We start from the raw sequence: 22405 nt of genomic DNA, 5'->3' as shown, positions 1-22405 counted from the left end.
CCGCTGCCCGGTGCTGGAAAGGCACCCCGATGTCACATCGGGTTAAAGCCAGCCGCGTTCCTCCGACAGGCGCACCGCCTCCGCACGCGTGCGCGCACCCGTCTTCCCGATTGCCGACGACAGGTGGTTGCGCACAGTTCCGTCCGACAGGAAAAGAGACTTCGCGATATCCGCGACCGTACTGCCGTCCTTGGCCGCGCTGAGCACGTCGCGTTCCCGCGCGGTCAGCGGACTCGTTCCCGTCGCGAGCGATTCCGCGGCCAGCGCCGGATCGACCACCCGCAGTCCACTGTGGACCCGGCGCACCGCCTCGACGAGCTGTTCCGGCGGCGCGTCCTTCACCACGAACCCGGCAGCGCCCGCGGCCATCGCCCTGGCCAGGTAGCCGGGGCGGCCGAAGGTGGTGCAGATGATCACCCGGCACGCCGGCAGCGCGGTCTTCAGCTCGGCCGCGGCGGTGAGGCCGTCCATGCCGGGCATCTGCACGTCGAGCAGCGCGACGTCCGGCGCCGTTTCCTTCGCCGCGGCCACCACCTCGTCGCCGGTGCCGACCTGGGCCACCACCTCGATGTCGGCTTCCAGGCCGAGCACGGTGGCCAGCGCGCCGCGCACCATCGCCTGGTCGTCGGCCAGCAGCACCCGGATCACGCCAGTCCTCCAGCGGGTTCGGCCCGCACCGCGACGGCGGATCCGTCCGGGCTCGGCTCCGGGACCTCGGCCCGGACGACCCATCCTCCCCCGGGCCGCGCCCGCGCCGTCACCGTGCCCCCGATCGCGGCCACCCGTTCGGACAATCCGCGCAGCCCGTTGCCCGGCACGACGTCGCCCGTCGCGCGGCCGTTGTCCTCGACCTCCAGCCAGTCGCGCCCCAGCCGCACTCTCACCTGTTTAGCCCCGGAATGTCGCAGCACGTTGGTGATCGCCTCGCGCAGCACGTAACCGAACGTGCTCTGCAATTCAGCCCGGACGTTGTCGACGGCGTGCGGCAGGTCGGCGTCCACCTCCGCCGCGCGCAACGCCGCCCGCGCCCCGGCGATCTCCGCGGGCAGCGACACCTCGCGATACTCCGACACCGTCGCCCGCACGTCCGATAGCGCCGAGCGCGTGAGCCCCTCGACCTCGCGGATCTCCTGCACCGCCCGGTCGATGTCGCCGGAGCTTTCCAGCACCCGCCGCGCCAGGCCGGACTTGACGGTGATCGTGGTGAGGCTGTGCCCGAGCAGATCGTGCAGATCTCGGGCGACCCGCTCGCGCTCGTTGGCGACCGCGAGCGTGCCGATCTCCTGGTTGGCCAGCTCCAGCCTGCGGATCACCCGGATCAGGTTGGACATGAAGAACATCGCCGACGTCACCGAGGCGACCGTGATGACGTCGGAGAGATGCTCGGACAGATCCCCGCGCAGCCACAGGACGAGCACCAGCAGTCCCAGCGCCGTCCCGTTGAAGATCACCGACCAGGCGGCCGGGAACAGGAAGGCCAGCGTCGCGGTCGCGTAGAGCACGACGTACGGGCTGGCGTCGGTGACCAGCGCGCACACCAGGCCCAGCGCCAGCATGCCCGCGCCGAACCAGAGCTTCGCCCGCCGGGGCTGGCGGAACATCGCGGGAAACCAGGCGTAACAAGCCGCGTAGGCGTAGAGCAGCACGCCGAGCAGGATCCGGATCCCCAGCGGCCCGGGGTCCACGATCAGGCCCCGGGTGGCCGGGATCAGGAACGGCAGCAGGAACGCCGCGGAGAAGAGCGGCCAGCCGACCTTGTGCGGACCGCGCCCCGGGTCCGGCAGCGGGTCTTCCCACCAGGACGACCGGGCGTTGAGCCCGAACCGGTGCGCGGCGGGCTCGCCGGTCGTCACCTCCCGTCCCAGCGGCCACACGTCGTTCTCCCCTCCCCGCCCGGTCAAACCCGGGCACTGTCCTTACGGTATCGCCTGACCACGACAATCCCGAGCACGAGCGTCCAGGCGCCCAGCACGCCGATCGCCGTCGGCAGACTCACGAGCAGCTGGTTCGCGACGACCGGCCGGACCAGCCCGAGGACCCAGTAGGTCGGCATGAGCTGCGCGACGTCGTGCATCCAGGACGGCATGCCCTCCAGCGGGATCCAGAGCCCGCCGAGGAAGCCGACGCCCAGGGTGACGATCATGCTGATCGGCTGCATCGACTCCGGCGTCCCGAACTGGCCCAGCAGCAGTCCGAGCAGCACCAGCGGAAGGGTGCCCAGGAAAATGCCGAGGAAGACCCGCAGCCAGCCCGCCGGGTCGAGGTGCACGCCCTGGGAGAAGGCTGCGATGACCGGCACCAGGATCAGCGCGGGCAGTCCGGCGAGCATCCCGGACAGCGCTTTGCCGCCCAGGTAGCCCGCGCCGGACAGCGGGGTCAGCCGCAGCTGCCGCTGCCAGCCGCCCGCCCGTTCGATGGCGAGCCGGGCGCCGTTCGTGATGGCCGCGGCGAAGGCGCCGAAGGTCATCATGTTGACCATGAGCACGCCCGCGACCGCGACGTGGTCCGCCGCGGATTTGTCGGTGAACACCGTGGCCTGCAAGAGAAACATGATGACCGGGAAGGCGACGACGAAGATCAGGAACCGCGGCGAGCGGAACAGCCTGCGGGTTTCGACGACCAGGTAGGCGGGATTCATCGGACTGCTTCTTCCGTTTCGTCGGAGGTCAGGGAAAGGAACGCGCCTTCGAGGCCGACCGCGCCGATCTCGATGTCGCGCACGGCCGGAACCGCGGCGAGGAGCGCGCGCAAGGTGGTGTCGGAGTCCGAACTGGACAGTGCGACGCGCTCGCCGCGCAGTTCGAAGGAGGTGACCGCGGGCAGCGTCGAAACCAGCTGGTCACTGACCCCGGCCGGCAGCACCGCGCGAATCGTGCGCCCGCCGGCGAGCGCGCGGACCTCCGCGACGGACCCGTCGGCGACGATCTCCCCGGCCCGCATCAGCACGACCCGGTCGGCGAATTCCTCGGCCTCTTCCAGGTAATGGGTCGCGAACAGCACGGTGCGGCCGGTGTCGGTGAACGAGTACATCGACTTCCAGAACTCGCGCCTGCTGCCGACGTCCATCGCCGCGGTCGGCTCGTCCAGCACGAGCAGATCCGGATTCGACACCAGCGCGACCGCGAAGCGCACCCGCTGCTTCTGCCCGCCGGAAAGCTTGTTGGCCCGCCGATCGGCGATGTCCTCGACCCCGGCGGCACGCAGCGCGTCCCGCACCGGCATCGGACGACGGTGCAGTTTCGCGACGAGACCGACGGTTTCGCGCACGGTCAAGTCGTCCAGCAGCGTGCCGCCCTGCAGCATCGCGCCGATCATCCCCACGCGCACCGCGTCGGCGGGCGTCCGGCCGAACACCGAAACGGTGCCCTGGTCGGGTTTCGTGAGCCCCAGAATCATGTCGACGGTGGTCGATTTGCCCGCCCCGTTGGGCCCGAGCAGCGCCACCACTTCCCCCGGCGCGATGGTCAGGTCGACGTGGCTGACCGCGCGCACGTCCCCGTAGCGCTTGGCGATGCCGCCTAGCCGGATCGCCGCCCCCGCCGCGATTTCCTGTGTGTTGTCCATGGGGTGAAGCCTGCCGCGCACGGGCGGCCGGTACGCAGGCCGAGCGTCACGACCCGACCGTGACAGGTGTCAGGGGTGCCGGGGGGCAAACGCCGGACGGCCCCTCCCCGCGGGTGCGAGGAGGGGCCGTCCGGGACGGTTGCGCGGCGGTCAGCAGCCGAGCAGGCGACCGGCCAGGTACGACTCGACCTGGTCGATCGAAATGCGCTCCTGCTTCATGCTGTCGCGCTCGCGGATGGTCACCGCGTTGTCCTCGAGCGTGTCGAAGTCGACCGTGACGCAGTACGGCGTGCCGATCTCGTCCTGGCGGCGGTAGCGGCGGCCGATCGCCTGGGCGTCGTCGAAGTCGACGTTCCAGTGCTTGCGCAGCCGCGCGGCCAGGTCGCGCGCCTTCGGCGACAGGTCGGCGTTGCGCGACAGCGGCAGCACCGCGGCCTTGAACGGCGCGAGCCGCGGGTCGAGGTGCAGCACGGTGCGCTTGTCGGTGCCGCCCTTGGCGTTCGGCACCTCTTCCTCGTCGTACGCGTCGACGAGGAACGCCATCATCGACCGGCCCACGCCCGCGGCCGGCTCGATCACGAACGGCCGGTAGCGCTGGCCCGAGGCCTGGTCGAAGAACGACAGGTCCACGCCCGAGTGGTTCGAGTGCGTGGTCAGGTCGAAGTCGGTGCGGTTGGCGATGCCTTCCAGCTCGCCCCACTCCTGGCCGGCGTTGAACGCGAACCGGTATTCGATGTCGACGGTGCGCTTCGCGTAGTGCGAGAGCTTTTCCTTCGGGTGCTCGAAGTGGCGCAGGTTCTCGGCCTTGATGCCGAGGTCCTTGTACCAGTCGGTGCGCGCGTCGATCCAGTACTGGTGCCACTGCTCGTCGTCGCCCGGCTCGACGAAGAACTCCATCTCCATCTGCTCGAACTCGCGCGTGCGGAAGATGAAGTTGCCCGGCGTGATCTCGTTGCGGAAGGACTTGCCGATCTGGCCGATGCCGAACGGCGGCTTCTTGCGCGAGGCCTTCTGCACGTTGAGGAAGTTGACGAAGATGCCCTGCGCGGTCTCCGGGCGGAGGTACGCGAGGCCTTCCTCCGTCTCGACCGGGCCGAGGTGCGTCTTCAGCATCATGTTGAAGTCGCGCGGCTCGGTGTACTTGCCGCGGGTGCCGCAGTTCGGGCACGGCACCTCGGACAGGTCGTCCTCGGTGGTGGTCTTGCCGGTGCGCGCTTCGAAGTCCTCGGCGAGCTGGTCGGCCCGGAACCGCTTGTGGCACGAGAGGCACTCGATCAGCGGGTCGGTGAACACGTTCACGTGGCCCGAGGCGACCCAGACCTGGCGCGGCAGGATCACCGACGAGTCGATGCCGACCACGTCCTCGCGGCTCTGCACGACGGTCTTCCACCACTGGCGCTTGATGTTGTCCTTCAGCTCAACGCCGAGCGGCCCGTAGTCCCACGCCGACCTGGTGCCGCCGTAGATGTCTCCCGACGGGAAGACGAAGCCACGGTGCTTGCACAGACTGACGACGGTTTCGATTTTGTTGGCGGGCACTCCACGCTCCGGACGCATGCGGGGACAGTTATCGGAAGGTCCAGCGTATCCGGCCGGTCCCGGGAGCCTCCGCGCAGGTCGGAGGTCACGAACGGGTGACCGGCGAGGCCGTCACGACCCGGTTGTCGTCGTAGCCCTCCTGGCCGCCCACGTAGTCGCCGCCGCACGTGACGAGCACCAGCCGGTGCGGGCCGTCGGGGTCGAAGAGCTTCGCGGATTCGGCGGCCAGGTCCGATTTGTGGATCGTGCGCACCTCGTCGATCTTGTACTCCCACTCCTTGCCCGCGGTGTCGGCGACGGTGACGACCTGGCCCGCCTTCATCTTCCAGAGCTCCTGGAACGGCCCGAACTTGCCCGCCCAGTTGACGTGCCCGGACAGCAGCGTGACGCCTTGCGCGGCCCCGAGGCCGGACCCCCACCAGGCCGCTTCGCCGAGGCTCTTCGGGATCGGCAGCGCGCCGTCCGCGCCGACCTCCTCGGCGATCAGCTTCGCCTGCCCGCCGCCGGGCAGCTTGACGGTGCCGGGGGTCTGTCCGGGGTCCGGCTGGGTGTTGCCGGCCTGGCTGTTCCCGGGCTGGCCGGCGCCGACCTGCGCGGTGCCGGTCTGCTGCGGCGGCTGCGCCGAATTGTCGTTGCCGGTGAAGAAGATCAGCACGGCGGCGATGACCGCCGCCACCGCGACGACCGCGCTCACGACGATCACCGCGCCGCGTTTGCGTGCTGACTGTGCCTGTGTCCCCTGCATCGTGCTCCCCTGGTCTGGAGGTTTCTCTGGGGAGACATGCGGTCGGGCGGGGATGAGGTTGCACGGATTTTCGCCGGGTGGCGGATGCGTTCGCGACCTTGGTGCTCGCGGGTGGTCGCGGATGAGGGGACCCGTCACGCGGCGCTGTCGCGGCGTGCTGGGCGGCGCGGCCGCAGTGTGCTGGCGGGCGGTCGCGGCGGGCTGACGGGCGGTGGCGGCGCGGTCGCAGTGTGCTGGCGGCGCGGTCGCGGCGGGCTGGGCGGCGCAGTCGCGGCGCGGCCGCAGCGTGCTGGGCGGTGGCGGCGCGGTCGCAGCGTGCAGGCGGCGCGGTCGCGGCGGGCTGGCAAGACGGCGGCGCAGCGGTCGCGACGTGCTGGGCGGGGCGGACCGGGGTCGCTGATGCTCGGCCAGCCGGTCCCGCAGGTCTGGCGGCGCGGTCCCGCAGGTCTGGCGGCTCAGTCCGGCCGGGAGACCAGGTCCGCCGTGACGATCCGGTTCTCGTCGTAGCCCTCGGTGCCGCCGACGTAGTCGCCGCCGCAGGTGACCAGGACCAGCCGGTGCGGGCCGGTCTGGGCGAACCAGCCGGGGGCCTGCGCGGGCAGTTGTTCTTTCGGGATCGTGGTCGCGCCGGTGACGCGGTAGAGCCAGCGGCCGCCGGACGCGTCGACGATGCTGACGTTGTCGCCGGTGCGGACGCGCCACAGGTCGTCGAAGGGACCCTTCGTGCCTGCCCAGTTGACGTGCCCGGACAGCACCGCCGCGCCCTGCTGCGCGCCGAGGCGGGCGCCCCACCACGCGGCGTCGCCGAGGCCGCGCGGGATCGGCAGGATGCCTTTCTGGGTGATCTCGGTGCGCTTCAGCCGGGCCTCGGAGCCGTCGGGCAACCGGATGCTGCCGGGGCGTTGCAGGCCGATCGCCTGGCCGTCCGCGGGCAGTTCGGCGGGCGCGCCGTCCTCGCCCGGCAGCGAGCCGGGCGGCGGGTCGGCGACGGCGACCGGGCTCGGCGCGGGCACCCAGGTCAGGACGATCACGCCGGCCGCGATCGCCAGGACGGCGATCACCGCCGACGCGACCGTGAGCACGGTGCGCGGCACGGCCCTATTCGCCGCGGGAGCGGACGACCCGCGCCGCGCGGCGCCGGCCGAGCACGATCGCGGCGGCTCCGAAGAGCAGCCCGCCGCCGAGCAGGCCGAAGCCGAGCGGCAGGCGCAGGTCGTCGGACGGCGCGGCGGCCTGCGGGCCGAGGTAGCCGGCCGGGACCTCGGTGGGCACGGTCGGCTGCTGCACGGTGCCGCCGCTGCCCGAGCCGTTGCCGGCCGCGGGGACGAAGTTCTTCGGGATCGAGCAGCTGACGCCGCCGAGCACCATGGTGGTCTGCACGTCGCTGAGCTTGGTGTTCTTGGCGTCGCGCGCGTGCGTGGTGATCTCGACGCGCCAGCCGGCCTGCGCGGTGACGTCGCCGGAGCGCCAGCCGTCCTGCTTGATCAGCTGGTCGAACGCGGAAACGCGGGACACGACGAGGTCGGAGGTGGTCTTGCCGGGGTCGCTCTGTGCCACGGAGGTGGGCGAGCCCATCTTGAGGCCGGTGACGCTGAGTGTCCCGGTGGCGGGCATCGCGACCTGCTTCAGCACGTCGTCCTCGCCGCGCACCCAGACGCGGGCGGCCGTCGTGGTGCCAGTGACCTTGCCAGGGCCGGAGCAGTCGACCGAACTGCGCGCGCCCTCGAGGACCAGCATCGTGTTGCCGACCGCCTTGAGCTGCTTGCGGCCGTTGTCGCGCAGCGCGTAGTTGGTCTCCGCGACGGCGGTGGGCACGTGCGTGGTCTGCAGCGCGGCGACGACCTGGTGGTCGCGGCTCGCGATGCCCTGCGGGTACGGGCTGACCGAGCTGTCCGCGTACTTGCCGAGGTCGATCTCGTAGTTCGGGCCGAAGGTATTGCGCTCGCCGTCGTTCTTCGGCACCGCCACGCGGTCCGTGCCGAGCTGCGACTGGCCCGGGGTGAGCGGGGACCGCTGGGTCTCGGTGATCAGCGCGCCGCCGTGCTGCGGGTCGCCGCCCAGGCGCACGGACGCCACGTTGGCGAACGACACCGGACCGGTCTTCTCGTCGACGGCCTGCCCGGCCTGGGTCTGCGCCGCGGCGGCCGAGGCCAGCGCCGGCAGTGCCACCAGGGCCGCCACCGCGGCCTTCGTCACGAAACGAGTCATGTCTCCCCACTGCCCTCCGGCAACCCCGAGCGATGCGCCACTGTACGAGACGCGACGAATCGCCCCCGAGACAACCTTGCACCGTTCGTCACGACTTGCGAAGCCGACAAGCCACATCTTCACGAACTCACCCGATCGGGTCAATCCGGAACGCCGGTCCCCCGGGCCCCGGCGATCACCGCGCCCGAGGAAGGGAACACTACGATGGCGGCGAAGGTTATCGGCAATGACATCCGGCTTCGGAAACGCCGTCCCCTGGTCGGCGCCCGGCCCTGGGACGCGGCGAGACGGAGCGGACGCGGGACGCGAGTGGAGGCAGCGATGACGTCGGCACCTTCGAGCGCCCTGTCCGACGGTATGGGGGCCGGGTCTCCGGCTACGGCGGGTTCGGTTGCCGCAGGTTCGATTGCCGCAGGCTCGGCGGCGGCGAGCTCGGGTGCCGCAGGTCCGGCTGCGGCGACCTCGGCCGTGAACCACTCCGGTGCGGCAGAAGCGTCTGCCGCGGACTCAGCCGCCCCGGTATCGGCATCGACCGGCGGCGGCGAGGCCTCAGCAGCCCACTCAGCCGCGGACGAGACGACCGCCGCAGCTCCGCACTCCGCCACGACCGAGGCATTCGCAGAACACCACAGCCCGGCTGCGGCCGACTCGGACGCCCCGGGACCGACAACGACCAGGAACGCCGAGGCCTCAGTGAAGAACGCTGCCGCAGACCACATCGAGGCAGGCGGTTCTGCCGTTCCGGCTCCGACCGCAACCGAGAACACCCCGACTTCCGCTGAGCGCACCTCCGCCGCCGCAGACCAGACCGGAGCAGACAGTCCTGCCGCTCCGGCCCCGACCGCAACCGAGCACACCGCGACTTCGGCGGCCGCGGATGAGGCGGCTGCCGGCGGTCAGGCAGAACTGCCCGCGGACCCTCCGCATCCCGTCGACGCAGGCGGCTCGGCGGGGCGGCCCGCCAGTTCCGGGCCTGCGGTCATGCCTCCCGGCGTGCTCGCCGACGCCGGCGAACTGCTCCGGGCGCTCGCCGCTCCGGTGCGGATCGCTATCGTGCTGCAGTTGCGGGAGGCGGACCGGTGCGTGCACGAGCTCGTGGACGAACTCGACGTCGCCCAGCCGTTGATCAGCCAGCACCTCCGCGTTCTCAAGACCGCGGGCGTGGTCCAGGGCGAGCGGCGCGGCCGCGAGGTCGTCTACCGGCTGGTGGACGACCACTTGGCGCACATCGTCGTCGACGCGGTCGCCCACGTGCAGGAAGGGAAGTGACGATGTCCTCGGCCCCCAAACCGGTCCCGGTGCCCGGCCGGCGCTCCACGAAGCAGCGTGCGGCGGTGGTCGACCTGCTGAGCACCGTCGACGACTTCCGCTCGGCCCAGGAGCTCCACGACGAACTCCGCAAGCGCGGCGACGGCATCGGCCTGACCACCGTCTACCGGACGCTGCAGTCGCTCTCCGAGGCGGGCGAGATCGACGTGCTGCGCACCGACTCCGGCGAGGCCATCTACCGTCGGTGCTCGTCGCACCACCACCATCACCTGGTGTGCCGGGTGTGCGGGCGCACGGTTGAGGTCGAGGGTCCCGCGGTGGAGCGCTGGGCGGAGAAGATCGCCGCGGACCACGGGTTCACCGACATCAGCCACACCGTGGAGATCACCGGCACCTGCGCCGAGCACGCGAGCTGACCTTCGTCCGCGTCACGGCCCTCGTCGGCACCGCGGGCGTCGTCCGTGTCGTGACCTTCGTCCGCGTCACGGCCCTTGTCGGCACCGCGGGCGTCGTCCGTGTCGTGACCTACGCTCGCGTCGCGGCCCTCGTCGGCATCACAGCCCTCGTCTGCAGCGTGGCCCACGCTCGCGTCTCGGCCCTTATCGGCGTCGGGGCTCGTCCGCACGTGACCCACGTTCGCGTCGTAGCCCTCGTCGGCCAGGCCCGTCGGGCAGGCGACCCGACCGGTGTCCGGCGGCGGAATCGCTCCGGGCTGGGCGGAGACGCGGGCGTCCAGGGGTCGGAGCAGGCTTCCGGCAAGCGGAGCCGCTGCGAGGCCGTCGGGCCGCGGGGTTTCGCAACTCTGAGGAACTCGGGCCGATCGTGGACGGGGTCCGTTCGGGGGCTGCTCAAGCGGCGGGCTTGAAACAGCGCACGAAGCAGGACGCTCCGGGGATCAGCCGAAGAAACTCAGGTGCACCGGGCGGGCCGAGGCGGCGGTCCGCGTTCCGAGGCGGGTGCGGCGGGCGTGTCGGCGGCGTTGGTCCTCTCAGTATTCATACGGATCCTTCGGCGCGGTGATCCGTTCGACTGTCACCGGGACCAGGTCCGGCGTGTAGCCGTTGGCCTGGGTCGCGGTGCCCGGGACGATCTGGCCCGCGACGCGCAGCCAGGTGTCGCTCGGGAAGCGGTCGGCGCCGCCGCCTTTGAGGTGCACAGTGACGGGGGCCGCGTCGGCTGCGCAGCAGCTGATTACCAAGCGGGCCAACAGGGTTTGGCCTCCGGTGTGCACGACGAAACCGGAGATCTCGACGGTGCGTCCGTTCATGGTGCCGTTGGCGTCCCAGCCTGCGCGCGTGACGACCTCGTTCATCGCCATCGGCACCACTGCTCCGGCGGGGAGCGGCGGGAACGCGGCTGCCGAGGTGGTCGCGGCGCTGGCGGGAAGGCGTGCTTCGGTGCGCGTGACCGAATCCGCGCCGAGTGCGGGCGGGGCGACGAGGAACACCGCCAGTACCGGGACGACGAGCAGCCAGGCTGAGCGCGCGGGGTGATGGTGGTGGCCGTGCGCGTCTGGATGTTCGGTGTCTGCTTCGGATTCGTTCGCTGCTTTCGCCGCGGCGCGTGCGGCTGCGATGTCGCGGATGATGGCTGTCGCGCCCAGCACGAGCATCACTGCTCCGCCGGCGATGATCCATGGTTGCTGGGCTGGTTTTACGTAGCGCAAGTAGTCGCCGTTGAGCGCGATTTTCACCAAGGCGCCGCCCAGGAGGATCAGCAGGACGTTCTGCGTTTCGCGCCTCATTGGACGCCTCCGAGGAAGATCACGCCCGCGACGGTCCCGCACGCGATCGCCACCACGAAGGTGACCGGGGCGAACCGCGCGGCGAAGGAACGGCCGAAAGTGCCGGTCTGCAAAGCGAAAAGCTTGACGTCGATGGCCGGGCCGACCACCAGGAACACCAGCTTCGGCAGCAACGGCACGGCGGTGAGCGAGGCGGCGACGAACGCGTCGGCCTCGCTGCACAATGCCAGGACCACGGCCAGAACTGCCATCACCACGACGCCGACGATGATCTGCCCGGACAGCACTTCAAACCACTTCGCGGGCACGAGAACGTTGAGCGAGGCGGAAATCAGCGCGCCGAGGACGAGAAATCCGCCTGCTTCCACGAGATCGGTGCGGGCGGTTTCGGCGAATACGCGCCATCGCTGTCCCGGTTCGACATCGGGCAAGCGGCGCAGCGCCCGTTCGGTGATCCAGGAGAGCTTGCCCCAGCGGGCCCAGATCCAGCCCATCACCATCGCGGTGGCGAGCGAGCCGGCGAACCGCGCGAACACCATTTCCGGACGGCCGGGGAACGCAACCGCGGTGGCCACCAGCACGACGGGGTTCACCGCGGGCGCGGCGAGCAGGAAGGTGAGCGCGGCGGCGGGTGCGACTCCTTGGCCGATCAACCGGCGCGCGACGGGAACCGACGCGCATTCGCAGCCGGGCAACGCGACTCCGGCCAGCCCGGCGACGCCGACCGCCGCCGACGCTTTCTTCGGCAGCACCCGTTCCAGCGCGCGGGCGGGCACGAAGGCGGCGATCGCGCCGCTGATCAGCACGCCGAGCACGAGGAACGGCAGCGCCTGCACGCACACCGCGACGAAGACGGTGGATCCGGTGCGCAGGGCGGGCACGTCGAAGAGGTCTTGGAGCTTGCTTTGCGCCAGGACCGCGACCAGCAGGACGGCGCACAGGATCTCGATGGAGCTGATCCGGAAGCGCCGCGTGCGGGGGCGTTCCTCGGCGGCGTTGTTGGAAAGGGTTTCCACGAAGGCGATGATGCCAGCCGGGTCCGACAGAACCCCAGCCGCCGGTGGTGCGAGGGGACCCCTCGCGCCGGTTTTGCGTGAATGTCACCCGATTGGGAGGGCGGAAGGGGCGGAAACGGGCGGGCGGTGCGAGAGAGAGCGGGGTCGGGGCGGGGAGGCTTGGACGGAAGGGCTTGGCAGCGAAGCGGCGCATCGGGCGGGCGGTGCTGGGAGGGAGAGGGTTCGGGAAGGGTGGTGGGCGGCTTGGACGGAAGGGCTTGGCAGCGAAGCGGCGCATCGGGCGGGTGGCGGGGCTCCGCACGCAACCCAAGCCGGGACGAGTAGCGGAGTGGCCCGGACAGGAAAGCTCGGCAGCGAAGCCGCACACCGAACAGACGGCAGAACTCCAGCCCGGCGCGCGACCCCAGCCGAGACGGATAGCGGAGTGGCCGCGAACGCGGAAGCCAAGCAGGGCACCTGCCAGCGGCGAACTGGTCAAGTGCGAAGTTCGGCCCGGCTAAGGAGGTCCGTGATGCAGCACAAGCACGTGCGGGCGAGGCGCCAGCGAGTTCCGTCCGGGCGAGGCAGGGCGCGAAACGTGGTGTGGCCAAGGGAATTTCACCAAGAGCCCAGGCATCAACGACACACACGGGAGCGCGAAGCCAATCAGAGAGCGAACCCGCCACCAGACCGCGTAGACCGACGCCACAGCAGCAGCGAAGCGAAAACCACAACCCCAGCCGAAACCCGGCTCAGGCCTCCACCCCAGGCAGCTCGGTCCGCAGCTGCGAAGCAGTCGAAACCACCAGCATCAGCAACGTCCCCAGCGGCGAAGGATCCATCCCCTCCGCCGGGAAGGCGTACCGCAGGGTCACGTCCACCCCGCGCTCCGTGTGGCCGACGCCCAAGGTCCCGAACAGACCCTGTCCGGCCCGTTCGGCGACCGCGACCGCCAGGGCTGGGTCGTCGGGCAGGTCCCAGGCCACTACGCAGGTCAGGCTGAGCACCGTGAGGCCGTCGGCGAGGCGGGTGGCCTGGATGACGCACGGGACGTCCGCGTGGGAGAACGTGATCGCGCCGTCGTCGTCGACGTGGACCTCTAGGTACCGTTCCAGTGCTTCGCGCGCCCGGGTGAGCAGTGCGCCGGTCTCGGCGGCTTCCGCGGTGCTCATTTCGTGCTCCCTGCCTGGTCCACCGCGCCGCCGAACCGGCGGTCGCGTTTCGCGAAGTCGAGGCACGCCTGCCACAGGTGGGTCCGGTCGAAGTCCGGGAACAGCGTGTCCTGGTAGACCATCTCCGCATACGCCGACTGCCACAGCAGGAAGTTCGACGTCCGCTGCTCCCCGGACGGCCGGAGGAACAGGTCCACGTCCGGCATTTCCGGCTGGTACAGGTACTTCCCGATGGTGCGTTCGTCGATCTTGTCCGGGTTGATCTTGCCCGCCGCGACGTCCTGGCCGATCCGGCGCATCGCGTCGCCCAGTTCGGCCCGGCCGCCGTAGTTGACGCACATGGTCATGTTGAGCTTGGTGTTGTTCTTGGTCTTCTCTTCGGCGACCTGCAGTTCCTTGATCACGCTCGCCCACAGCTTCGGGCGCCGCCCCGCCCAGCGGATGCGCACGCCGATCGAGCCGAGGTAGTCGACCTGGCGGCGGATGGTGTCGCGGTTGAAGCCCATGAGGAACCGGACTTCCTCGGGGCTGCGCTTCCAGTTTTCCGTCGAGAAGGCGTACACCGAAAGCCACTTCACGCCGAGTTCGACCGCGCCGCTCGCGACGTCGATCATCACGGCCTCGCCGCGTTTGTGGCCCTCGATCCGCGGCAGGCCGCGCTGGTTGGCCCAGCGGCCGTTGCCGTCCATGACGAGCGCGACGTGCTTCGGCACCAGGTCCGCCGGGATCTCCGGCGGCTTCGCGCCCGAGGGATGCGGATCCGGAGCCCGCAGCTCGTACCCCGCCGAGCGGGTCTCCCGTCCCCTGCGCAGCACTCCCGGCCTCCTGAAGAATGGATTTCCTACCCGGCCGACCCTACTGGGCCCGGCCCGGCGGCCTCCCGGGCACGCCGCTCCACGAGCGGGAGCGACCGCAGCTGCCGTTCCAGATGCCACTGCAGATGCGCCGCGACCAGGCCGGACGCGTCCCGGCGGGTGATCCCCGGCGACGATTCCGCGACCGCCCACTCCCCCTGCAGCAGCGCGTCCAGCAGGGTCAGCACCTCGGGCGCGGGATGCACCGAACCGGCGATCCGGCAGTCCGGGCACATCGAGCCGCCCGCGGCGACGTTGAACGCGGCGTGCGGGCCGGGCAGGCCGCAGCGGGCGCATTCGGTGATGGCCGGGGCCCAGCCCGCGTAGGCCATGGCCCGGAGGAAGAACGCGTCGAGCACCAGCGACGCGTCCCGCTGCCCGCCGGCCAGCGCCCGCAGCGCGCCCACGACCAGCAGGTACAGCTTCATGACCGGTTCGCCCTCTTCGGCCGAGAGCCGGTCCGCGGTTTCCGCGATCGCCGACGCCGCGGTGTAGCGCTGGTAGTCGGCCACCAGCGGCAGCGCGAACGCGTCGACGGTCTCGACCTGGGTGATGACGTCGAGCGACCGGCCGGGATAGAACTGCACGTCCACGTGCCCGAACGGCTCCAGCCGCGCCCCGAACCGCGACGACGTGCGCCGCACGCCCTTCGCGACGGCCCGGACCTTGCCGTGCCGCCTCGTGAGCAGGGTGACGATCCGGTCGGCCTCGCCCAGCTTGTGCGTGCGCAGCACCACCCCGGTGTCGCGGTAGAGGTTCACCACCCCGACATCGTCCCACTTCGGGGGCGACGCCGGGGCGGGACACCCTGGTTCAGCAGTAGCTGCCGGTGCAGTAGTAGCTGTGCACCTCGGACGCGGCCACGAGGCCCACGATGATCATGATGATCGCGACGACCCAGGCGAGCGCCCCGATGATGGTGGCGATGAGGCACAGGGTCTTCGTCGTCTGCGACGCCTGCTGGGCCATCGCGTAGTTGCCCTGCATCTTGTACGACTGGACTTCGTTCGACTTCATGATCGCGAAGATCGCGAGGATCCACATCAGGAAGATGCAGCCGATCGCCCAGCCCTTGTAGTCCTTGATGGCGCTCAGGTCGCCGCCGGGCGCGCCGCCGAAAGCGGGCTGGCCGTACGGCGCGGGCTGGCCGTAGGGCTGCTGCGGGTACGGCTGCGCCGGCGTCGCACCGGACTGCGGGTACGGCTGCTGGCCGTAGGGCTGCTGCGGCTGGCCGCCGTAGGGCTGCTGGGGCTGGCCGTAGGGATTGGTCATCTGGGTTCCCCCGAGTTCCTCGTACTTACCGTGATCCGGTGCGGATCAGGACTGGGCCGGACCGGGCTTCGGCGATTCCGGCTTGATCATCTGCGTCGCTTCCGGCTCGCTTGCCGGATGCACGACCTGGGTGCGTTCAGCGGCGCCGAACGCTTCGGACTGTGGTTGCTGTGGCGCGGGCGGGCGCACGACTTGGGTCGGCTCGGGCTGGTCGAACGGCGTGGGGCCCGGCTGCGGCGCTCCCGCGGACGGCTGCCCGAATCCCGGCTGCGGCTGGCCCGGCTGCCCGAACGCGGGCTGCGGCTGGCCGAATCCTTGCTGCGGCGGGGTTCCCGGTACTGGCGGCTGGCCGAATCCCTGCTGCGGGGCCCCGAATCCGGGCGGTGCGGCGGGAAAACCGGCGTTCGGCGCCGGCTGCGCGGGGAAGCCGCCCGAGGCGGGCTGCCCGAAACCAGGCTGCGGCGCGGTGCCCGGGAAACCTCCCGGCTGACCGGGAAAACCGCCGGGCTGGCCGAACCCGCCAGGCTGGCCGGAAAACCCGCCCGGCTGCCCGAAACCGCCCTGTCCGAAACCAGCCGCGCCCGAAGGCTCTGAACCGGCGGGCAGCACCACCGTGCTGAGGATCTTGTCCGAGAACGTCTGCGCCTTGTCGTCCCACAGCGGCCACAGGTAGCCGAGCGCGAACGCCATGCTGTCCAGCGCGTGCGCGAGGTCGCGGACGAACGCCATCCCGGCCCCGATCGGTTCGCCGGTGGCCTCGCTGACGAGTTTGATCCCGACGATTCGCTTTCCCAGCGACTGGCCGGTGTTGCCGCCGTTGATCCAGCGGTTGAAGACCGTCCAGGCGAGACTGCCGAGAATCGCGAGGAGGTAGACGATCGTGCCCCCGACGCCGGAGAACAGCGACACGAGCAGGGCGATCAGCACCCCGCCGAGAAGCGGGGCGAAGTCGATGAGATAGGCGCCGGCGCGCTGGCCCCAGTCCGCGTAGACCCGGCCGTACGGCTGGCCGAAGCCGGCGGGCTGGGGGTACCCCGGTGCCTGCTGTCCCGGCGGCGCGCCGAACGGCGGTCCGCCGGACTGGCCGTAGGGATAGGTCATCGAGTGTCCCCCTCGTTGCAGCAAGCTGGGCCTGGCCGCGTCCGCTGTGGACACGTCAGTGCGCGGGAGCGTACCTCGTCTGGCGAGGCCGGGCCGAGCAGGTGTCCGCATCGGGTGATGCGGGGGACGGCACTGCCGCCGGAACCGTTCCAGGCACAGCGAAAACGGGGCTAACTCAGACGTACAGGCCGGTGAACGGCGAGAACGGAACGTTGCGCGCCACGAACCACAGGACGAACACGACCGCGACGACGTGCGGCGTCCAGCGCCAATGCAGCCAGGACCGCATCGTCCGGCCGCGCAGCCGTCCCATCGTCCAGGCGAGACCGCTCCACGCGAAGAGCGCGGCGAACACCAGCGCTACCGCGTTGTAGTGCAGTGCCGCGGAAAAATCGCCGTGCAGCACGCTGTAGGCCATCCGGAGCCCGCCGCAGCCCGGGCAGTCGATCCCGAAAAGCAGCTTGGTCGGGCACACCGGAAGCGGGCCGCCTGGGGTGGTCGGATCGCCGAACCACACCGCGACGCAGGCGAGGCCGATGCCGCCCGCCGCGGCCGCCGGGCCCGCGAGAGCCCTTGCCACCGCACGGGTTCCGCGCGCCGGCTGTCCGGTGTAGACGGTGCTCAATGCCACCAGAGCACGTTCCCGGCCACCGCCAGCACGATGATCGCGACGAGCACGTACAGCCCGATCAGGATGGCGATGCTGAGCGCCGACCACATCGCCCACTTGCGCGCCTCGTCCGCCGCGCGGTGCGCTTCGGCCGCGTATCCCTGGTACCACAAGGTGTTCACCTGGCTGGCCTTGACGATCGCGACGATCCCCAGCGGGAGACAGCAGAACACCGTCGCCAGGATCGCCCACACCAGGTTGCTGTCCGGCGGCGGCGGATACTGCGGCGGGTAACCGTACGACGGCGGGTACGGGCCCTGCGGCGGATACGGGCCGGTCATGCGGTCCCCCTGGACAAATCGGATGCGGTTCGGCTCGACGTTACCCGCCCGCGCCGCCGGGCACGGCCACAACCGGTCAGAAACCCAGCCTGCGGAGCTGCTTCGGGTCCCGCTGCCAATCCTTGGCGACCTTGATGTGCAGGTCGAGGTACACCTTCGTGCCCAGCAGCCGCTCGATGTGCTTGCGCGCGGTCGCGCCGACCTCGCGCAGCCGTTCGCCCTTGTGCCCGAGGATGATCCCCTTCTGGCTGGGGCGTTCCACGTACAGCAGCGCGTGGATGTCGATGAGGTCGTCGCGGTCCTCGCGCGGCAGCATTTCCTCGACGGTCACCGCGATGGAGTGCGGCAGTTCGTCGCGGACGCCTTCGAGCGCGGCTTCGCGGATCAGCTCGGCGACGAGGGTCTGCTCGGGCTCGTCGGTGAGCTCGCCGCCCGGGTACAGCTGCGGGCCTTCGGGCAGCCGCTGCACCAGCAGGTCGGCGACCGTCTGCACCTGGAAACCGTCGACGGCGGACACCGGCACGAGGTCGGCGAACTCCATCACCTCTTGCAGCGCGACCAGCTGCTCGGCGACCTGCTCCGGCTTCACGAGGTCGGTCTTGGTGACGATGCCGATCACCGGGGTGCGCCGGGCGATCTTCTTCAGCTCGGCGGCGATGAACCGGTCGCCGGGGCCGACTTTTTCGTTGGCGGGCACGCAGAACCCGACGACGTCCACTTCGGACCAGGTCTCGTGCACGATGTCGTTGAGCCGCTGGCCGAGCAGCGTGCGCGGACGGTGCAGGCCCGGGGTGTCGATGATCACCAGCTGCGCGTCGTCGCGGTGGACGATGCCGCGGATGGCGTGCCGGGTGGTCTGCGGCTTGCTGGAGGTGATCGCGACCTTCGTGCCGACGAGCGCGTTCGTGAGCGTCGATTTGCCCGCGTTGGGGCGGCCGACGAAGCAGGCGAAACCGGAACGGTGCGGTTCGGTCACGACTGCAGCACCTCGACGACGGCGCCGGACGGGTCGGCGAAGATGATCGGCGCGGTCTTGGTCACGTCGCGGACCGCGTGCACGGACGCCTCGGCGACCAGCGCGTCCGCGGTGACCACGGCGGCGGCTTCGAGGCCTTCGGCTCCGCTGGACAGCGCGGCGGCGACGGCGGCCTGCACGGCGGTGAGCTTGAACGACGGCTGGTCGACCGTGGTCGCGGCGTAGGTGCGGCCGTCGGTGTCGCGGACCGCGGCGCCTTCGTCCGCGCCGTTGCGGGCGCGGGCCGAACGGGCCAGCGTGACCAGCTTCTGGTCCTCGGCGTCGAGGTCAGGCATGTTCGACTCTCCTGTCGTGCTCTTCGGGCTGGGGCGGGCGGGTGCGCGGGCGCGCCGACGACGGCCGGACGACCACGGAGGTGATGCGCATCCGGCCGCGGCGGTCCTTGCCCCCTTCGGCGAACAGCCGAAGACCGGCGACCTCGGCTTCGGCCCCCGGCAGCGGGACCCTACCCAGTCGCTCGGCGAGCAGCCCGCCCACGGTCTCCACGTCGTGGTCTTCGAGGTCGATGCCGAACAGTTCGCCGAGGTCGTCGACGCCGAGCCGGGACGACACGCGGACCGACCCGTCCTCGAGCTCCTCGACCTCGGGGCGTTCGTCGGCGTCGGATTCGTCGGTGATCTCGCCGACGATCTCCTCGAGGATGTCCTCGATGGTGAGCAGGCCGGCGGTGCCGCCGTACTCGTCCACCGCGATCGCCATGTGGTTGTGCGTGCGCTGCATTTCCTTGAGCAGCTCGTCGAGCCGTTTGGAGTCGGGCACGAAGCTCGCCGGGTTCATCACCGCGCCGACGACCGTGCTCGGCCCGTCCGGGCCCATGTACTCGGGCATGAGGTCTTTGATGTTGACCACGCCGACGATGTCGTCCACCGAATCGTCGATCACGGGGACCCGGGTGAAGCCGGTGCGCAGCGCGAGCGCGAGGGCCTGGCGCACGGTTTTGGTGCGTTCGATCCACACGATCTCGGTGCGCGGCACCATGACCTCGCGGGCGACGGTGTCGCCGAGTTCGAACACCGAGTGGATCATCTCGCGTTCGGAGTCCTCGACGACGCCGCGTTCCTGGGCGAGGTCGACGAGTTCGCGCAGTTCGACCTCGGAGGTGAACGGGCCTTCGCGGAAGCCGCGGCCGGGGGTGATCGCGTTGCCGAGCACGATCAGCAGCCGCGACAGCGGGCCGAGGACGGTGCCGAGGGCGCGGACCGGCCCGGCGACGATCGTGCCGACGCGGTACGGGTGCTGGCGGCCGATGGTGCGCGGGCCGACGCCGATGAGGACGTAGCTGACCACGACCATGACGACCGCGGACACCAGGATGGCGAGCCACAGCCGGTCGAACCAGGCGACGAAGGACACGGTGACCAGCACCGTGGCGGTGAGTTCGCAGGCCAGCCGGAGCAGGAGCAGCAGGTTGATGTGCCTGCGGCGTTCGGCGACGACCGCGGCGAGCTGGCGGGCTCCGACGCGGCCGTTGCGGACGAGGCCGTCGACCCGGGCTTGCGACACCGTGCCGACCGCGGCGTCCGCGGCGGCGAACACACCCGCGAGCAGCACCAGCGTCACCGCGATGACGACCTGTGCCGGGGGGTTTCCCATCGTCGGAGCCTAGGGCGTTTCCCCGGGCCGCGGCGCGTCGAGCCCGGCGATGCCGAGCACGCGGTCGTCGACGTCGCGTTGCGCGTCGCGGGCCTGGTGCGCGGCGACCGCGGCCTGGAATTCGCCGAGGATCCGCTTCTGCAGCCCGAACATCTCGCGTTCCTCGGCGGGCTCGGCGTGGTCGTAGCCGAGGAGGTGCAGGCAGCCGTGGACGGTGAGCAGGTGCAGTTCGTCGATCAGCCGGTGGCCCGCGGTTTTCGCCTGGTCTTTCGCGAACGCCGGGCAGAGCACGATGTCGCCGAGCAGCGCCGGGGACGAGTCGGGCGCGTCGGGGCGGCGCGAGGAGTCGAGTTCGTCCATCGGGAAGGCCATGACGTCGGTGGGCCCGGGCAGGTCCATCCAGCGTTCGTGGAGGTCTTCCATCACCTCGAGGGTGACGCAGAGGATGGACAGCTCGGCGAGCGGGCTGACCTCCATTTTCTCCAGCGTGTAGCGGGCGGCGGAGACGATGGACGTCTCGTCGACGTCGACGCCGGATTCGTTGGCGATCTCGATGCTCATCGGCGGGTGCCTTTCCAGCCGCCGGCCTGCTGCTCTTGCGCGTCCTGCACGGCCTGCCACTTCTCGTACGCGTCGACGATGTCGCCGACCAGTTTGTGCCGGACGACGTCCTGGCTGGTGAGCTCGGCGAAGTGCAGGTCCTCGACGCCGCCGAGGATGTCGCGCACGACGCGGAGCCCGCTGCGCTGCCCGCCGGGGAGGTCGATCTGGGTGATGTCGCCGGTGACGACGATCTTCGCGCCGAACCCGAGGCGGGTGAGGAACATCTTCATCTGCTCGGGCGTGGTGTTCTGCGCCTCGTCGAGGATGATGAAGGCGTCGTTCAGCGTCCGGCCGCGCATGTAGGCCAGCGGTGCGATTTCGATCGTCCCCGCCTGCATCAGCCGCGGAATCGACTCCGGTTCGACCATGTCGTGCAGCGCATCGTAGAGCGGCCGCAGGTACGGGTCGATCTTCTCGTTCAAAGTGCCCGGCAGGTACCCGAGCCGCTCGCCGGCCTCGACCGCCGGACGCGTCAGCACGATCCGCGTGACCTGCTTGGCCTGCAACGCCTGCACGGCCTTCGCCATCGCGAGGTACGTCTTGCCGGTACCGGCGGGCCCGATCCCGAAAACGATCGTGTGCTTGTCGATCGCGTCGACGTACCGCTTCTGGTTCAGCGTCTTGGGCCGGATGGTCTTCCCGCGCCGCGACACGATGTTGAGGCTCAGCACCTCCGCGGGCGACGCGTCGCCGCTGGACAGCATCCCCACAGTCCGCCGCACCGTGTCGGGCCCGACCTGCTGCCCGCCGCCGGCGAGCTGCACCAGTTCGGTGAAGACCCGCTCCGCGAACGCCACATCGGCCGCGGCACCGGTCAGCGTGACCTCGTTGCCGCGCACGTGCACGTCAGCAGCCAGCAGTTCTTCGGCCACCCGCAGGTTCTCGTCCCGGGACCCCAGCAGGCTCAGCTGAGCCGCCTCCGGGATCGGGAATCGAACCTGTGCCTCGGCCGATACCCGATTGTCAGGTCGGGCGGCTCCACCCGTCTCAGTTCCGGCCACGTGGCCTCGGTCCTGCTTTCTGCGCACTTCGCAAGTCAACGTACAGGGACCCCATAGATGCTACTTGTCCCCGACACCCGCTCGCAGCCCGGTTTCAGTGCACCCCGGCCTGCGGCTTCCCGAACAACCCGAGCTGCTCCCCGCCGAGCACATGGGCATGCACATGAAACACCGTCTGCCCGGCGTCAGCATCAGTGTTGAAAACCACCCGATACCCACTGCCGGAGATCCCCTCGATCTCGGCAACCTTCCGCGCCGTCAACAACACAGCGCTCAACAACTCCGGATCCGCCTCCGCCAACTCCCCGACGTTCCGATACCTCTTCCGAGGCACCACGAGCACATGCACCCGCGCCTGCGGATTGATGTCCCGAAACGCAAACGTGGCGTCGTCCTGATACACGACGTCCGCCGGAATCTCCCCAGCAATAATCCGCTCGAACAACGTCTCCGCAGCGCCAGCATCACTCATACGCGACACCCTACAAACCCCCACTCCCCAAGGCGACGAACGCACGCCACGCAACCACCCCACTCGCCAAGGCGACGAACGCACGCCACGCAACCACCGCACCGTGGGGGTCCGGGGGGCTCGGCCCCCCGGGAGTAATGGCGGAACCAGCGGCGGCGAAGGATCGCCGCCAGGCGATACGAAGACGCCGCGGCGCGGTGGAGCCTGGGGGTCGCTCCACCGCCGCCGCGGCTCCGCCGGACCGAGGGGGGAGGTGCCCGGCGGGGTATGGGTTCGCGTACTCAAG

25 protein-coding genes are annotated in these 22405 nt (G+C 70.6%); 2 read left to right on the top strand and 23 right to left on the bottom strand.

Features of this window, described 5'->3' with window-relative positions; genetic code table 11:
* Window positions 1-42: 42 nt before the first annotated feature.
* The 8 genes from FKO37_RS18475 to FKO37_RS18440 all read right to left on the bottom strand — a co-directional run bounded on the left by FKO37_RS18475 (window position 43) and on the right by FKO37_RS18440 (window position 8056).
* A complete protein-coding gene (locus FKO37_RS18475; RefSeq protein ID WP_037813553.1) occupies window positions 43-648 on the bottom strand; it encodes a response regulator transcription factor in 606 nt (201 codons plus the stop codon).
* Window positions 645-1874 (bottom strand): sensor histidine kinase, encoded by a 1230-nt coding sequence (locus FKO37_RS18470; protein ID WP_238608288.1) that lies wholly within the window; start codon window positions 1872-1874, stop codon window positions 645-647. Before FKO37_RS18470 ends, FKO37_RS18475 begins: the two co-directional genes overlap by 4 nt.
* Before the next feature lie 23 nt (window positions 1875-1897).
* Window positions 1898-2638, bottom strand: a complete 741-nt coding sequence (locus FKO37_RS18465) for an ABC transporter permease (protein WP_238605218.1) — start codon at window positions 2636-2638, stop codon at window positions 1898-1900.
* Window positions 2635-3564 (bottom strand): ABC transporter ATP-binding protein, encoded by a 930-nt coding sequence (locus FKO37_RS18460; RefSeq protein ID WP_167754437.1) that lies wholly within the window; start codon window positions 3562-3564, stop codon window positions 2635-2637. Before FKO37_RS18460 ends, FKO37_RS18465 begins: the two co-directional genes overlap by 4 nt.
* Before the next feature lie 150 nt (window positions 3565-3714).
* Window positions 3715-5103, bottom strand: a complete 1389-nt coding sequence (locus tag FKO37_RS18455; protein WP_037813558.1) for a glycine--tRNA ligase — start codon at window positions 5101-5103, stop codon at window positions 3715-3717.
* 85 nt (window positions 5104-5188) lie between these two features.
* Window positions 5189-5848 carry a class F sortase gene (locus FKO37_RS18450; protein WP_238605216.1) on the bottom strand — a complete coding sequence of 220 codons (660 nt, stop codon included), beginning with the start codon at window positions 5846-5848 and terminating at the stop codon, window positions 5189-5191.
* 455 nt (window positions 5849-6303) lie between these two features.
* Window positions 6304-6942, bottom strand: a complete 639-nt coding sequence (locus tag FKO37_RS18445) for a class F sortase (protein ID WP_043837428.1) — start codon at window positions 6940-6942, stop codon at window positions 6304-6306.
* Between the two features lie 4 nt (window positions 6943-6946).
* Window positions 6947-8056, bottom strand: coding sequence for a hypothetical protein (locus FKO37_RS18440; protein ID WP_134733045.1), 1110 nt, complete (start codon window positions 8054-8056; stop codon window positions 6947-6949).
* Between the two features lie 906 nt (window positions 8057-8962).
* Between FKO37_RS18440 and FKO37_RS18435 the strand changes: the two genes are divergently transcribed.
* Both FKO37_RS18435 and FKO37_RS18430 read left to right on the top strand, forming a co-directional pair.
* Entirely contained in the window at window positions 8963-9325 is a 363-nt protein-coding gene (locus FKO37_RS18435) for a helix-turn-helix transcriptional regulator (RefSeq protein WP_037814175.1), read from the top strand.
* Between the two features lie 2 nt (window positions 9326-9327).
* Window positions 9328-9741, top strand: a complete 414-nt coding sequence (locus FKO37_RS18430) for a Fur family transcriptional regulator (RefSeq protein ID WP_162473063.1) — start codon at window positions 9328-9330, stop codon at window positions 9739-9741.
* Between the two features lie 572 nt (window positions 9742-10313).
* Here FKO37_RS18430 and FKO37_RS18425 read toward each other — a convergent pair.
* The 15 genes from FKO37_RS18425 to FKO37_RS18355 form a co-directional block, all read right to left on the bottom strand.
* Window positions 10314-11069, bottom strand: coding sequence for a TIGR03943 family protein (locus FKO37_RS18425; protein WP_037813572.1), 756 nt, complete (start codon window positions 11067-11069; stop codon window positions 10314-10316).
* A complete protein-coding gene (locus tag FKO37_RS18420; protein WP_037813574.1) occupies window positions 11066-12085 on the bottom strand; it encodes a permease in 1020 nt (339 codons plus the stop codon). Before FKO37_RS18420 ends, FKO37_RS18425 begins: the two co-directional genes overlap by 4 nt.
* A 731-nt stretch (window positions 12086-12816) precedes the next feature.
* On the bottom strand, window positions 12817-13236 hold the full coding sequence (locus tag FKO37_RS18415; protein WP_037813576.1) for a YbjN domain-containing protein: 420 nt from the start codon (window positions 13234-13236) through the stop codon (window positions 12817-12819).
* Entirely contained in the window at window positions 13233-14051 is an 819-nt protein-coding gene (locus FKO37_RS18410; protein ID WP_037813582.1) for an isoprenyl transferase, read from the bottom strand. Before FKO37_RS18410 ends, FKO37_RS18415 begins: the two co-directional genes overlap by 4 nt.
* Before the next feature lie 26 nt (window positions 14052-14077).
* Window positions 14078-14854, bottom strand: coding sequence for a DNA repair protein RecO (gene recO / locus FKO37_RS18405; RefSeq protein ID WP_037813585.1), 777 nt, complete (start codon window positions 14852-14854; stop codon window positions 14078-14080).
* Between the two features lie 49 nt (window positions 14855-14903).
* Entirely contained in the window at window positions 14904-15362 is a 459-nt protein-coding gene (locus tag FKO37_RS18400; protein ID WP_238605214.1) for a CD225/dispanin family protein, read from the bottom strand.
* Window positions 15363-15407: 45 nt separating this feature from the next.
* Window positions 15408-16463: an RDD family protein gene (locus tag FKO37_RS18395; protein WP_238605213.1), complete on the bottom strand. Its 1056-nt coding sequence runs from the start codon at window positions 16461-16463 to the stop codon at window positions 15408-15410.
* Window positions 16464-16638: 175 nt separating this feature from the next.
* Window positions 16639-17094 (bottom strand): DUF2752 domain-containing protein, encoded by a 456-nt coding sequence (locus FKO37_RS18390; protein ID WP_162473062.1) that lies wholly within the window; start codon window positions 17092-17094, stop codon window positions 16639-16641.
* The gene (locus FKO37_RS18385) at window positions 17085-17414 is read right to left on the bottom strand and encodes a CD225/dispanin family protein (protein WP_043837415.1); all 330 of its coding nucleotides are present in this window, start codon (window positions 17412-17414) and stop codon (window positions 17085-17087) included. Before FKO37_RS18385 ends, FKO37_RS18390 begins: the two co-directional genes overlap by 10 nt.
* Window positions 17415-17490: 76 nt before the next feature.
* Window positions 17491-18390: a GTPase Era gene (gene era / locus FKO37_RS18380; protein ID WP_037813591.1), complete on the bottom strand. Its 900-nt coding sequence runs from the start codon at window positions 18388-18390 to the stop codon at window positions 17491-17493.
* Entirely contained in the window at window positions 18387-18725 is a 339-nt protein-coding gene (locus tag FKO37_RS18375; RefSeq protein WP_043837413.1) for a hypothetical protein, read from the bottom strand. The genes era and FKO37_RS18375 overlap by 4 nt, the downstream gene beginning before the upstream one ends.
* Window positions 18718-20043 (bottom strand): hemolysin family protein, encoded by a 1326-nt coding sequence (locus FKO37_RS18370; RefSeq protein ID WP_037813598.1) that lies wholly within the window; start codon window positions 20041-20043, stop codon window positions 18718-18720. Before FKO37_RS18370 ends, FKO37_RS18375 begins: the two co-directional genes overlap by 8 nt.
* A gap of 9 nt (window positions 20044-20052) precedes the next feature.
* A complete protein-coding gene (ybeY, locus tag FKO37_RS18365; protein ID WP_037813600.1) occupies window positions 20053-20604 on the bottom strand; it encodes an rRNA maturation RNase YbeY in 552 nt (183 codons plus the stop codon).
* The gene (locus FKO37_RS18360) at window positions 20601-21647 is read right to left on the bottom strand and encodes a PhoH family protein (RefSeq protein WP_037813601.1); all 1047 of its coding nucleotides are present in this window, start codon (window positions 21645-21647) and stop codon (window positions 20601-20603) included. Before FKO37_RS18360 ends, ybeY begins: the two co-directional genes overlap by 4 nt.
* Before the next feature lie 94 nt (window positions 21648-21741).
* Entirely contained in the window at window positions 21742-22119 is a 378-nt protein-coding gene (locus FKO37_RS18355; protein WP_238605211.1) for a histidine triad nucleotide-binding protein, read from the bottom strand.
* Window positions 22120-22405 lie beyond the last annotated feature (286 nt).

The organism is Amycolatopsis sp. Poz14, from assembly GCF_006704225.1.
In the GTDB taxonomy this organism is placed as follows: Bacteria; Actinomycetota; Actinomycetes; order Mycobacteriales; family Pseudonocardiaceae; genus Amycolatopsis; species Amycolatopsis nivea.
The sequence above is the reverse complement of the archived record's forward strand: the minus strand, read 5'-3'. Positions and strand labels throughout refer to the sequence as shown.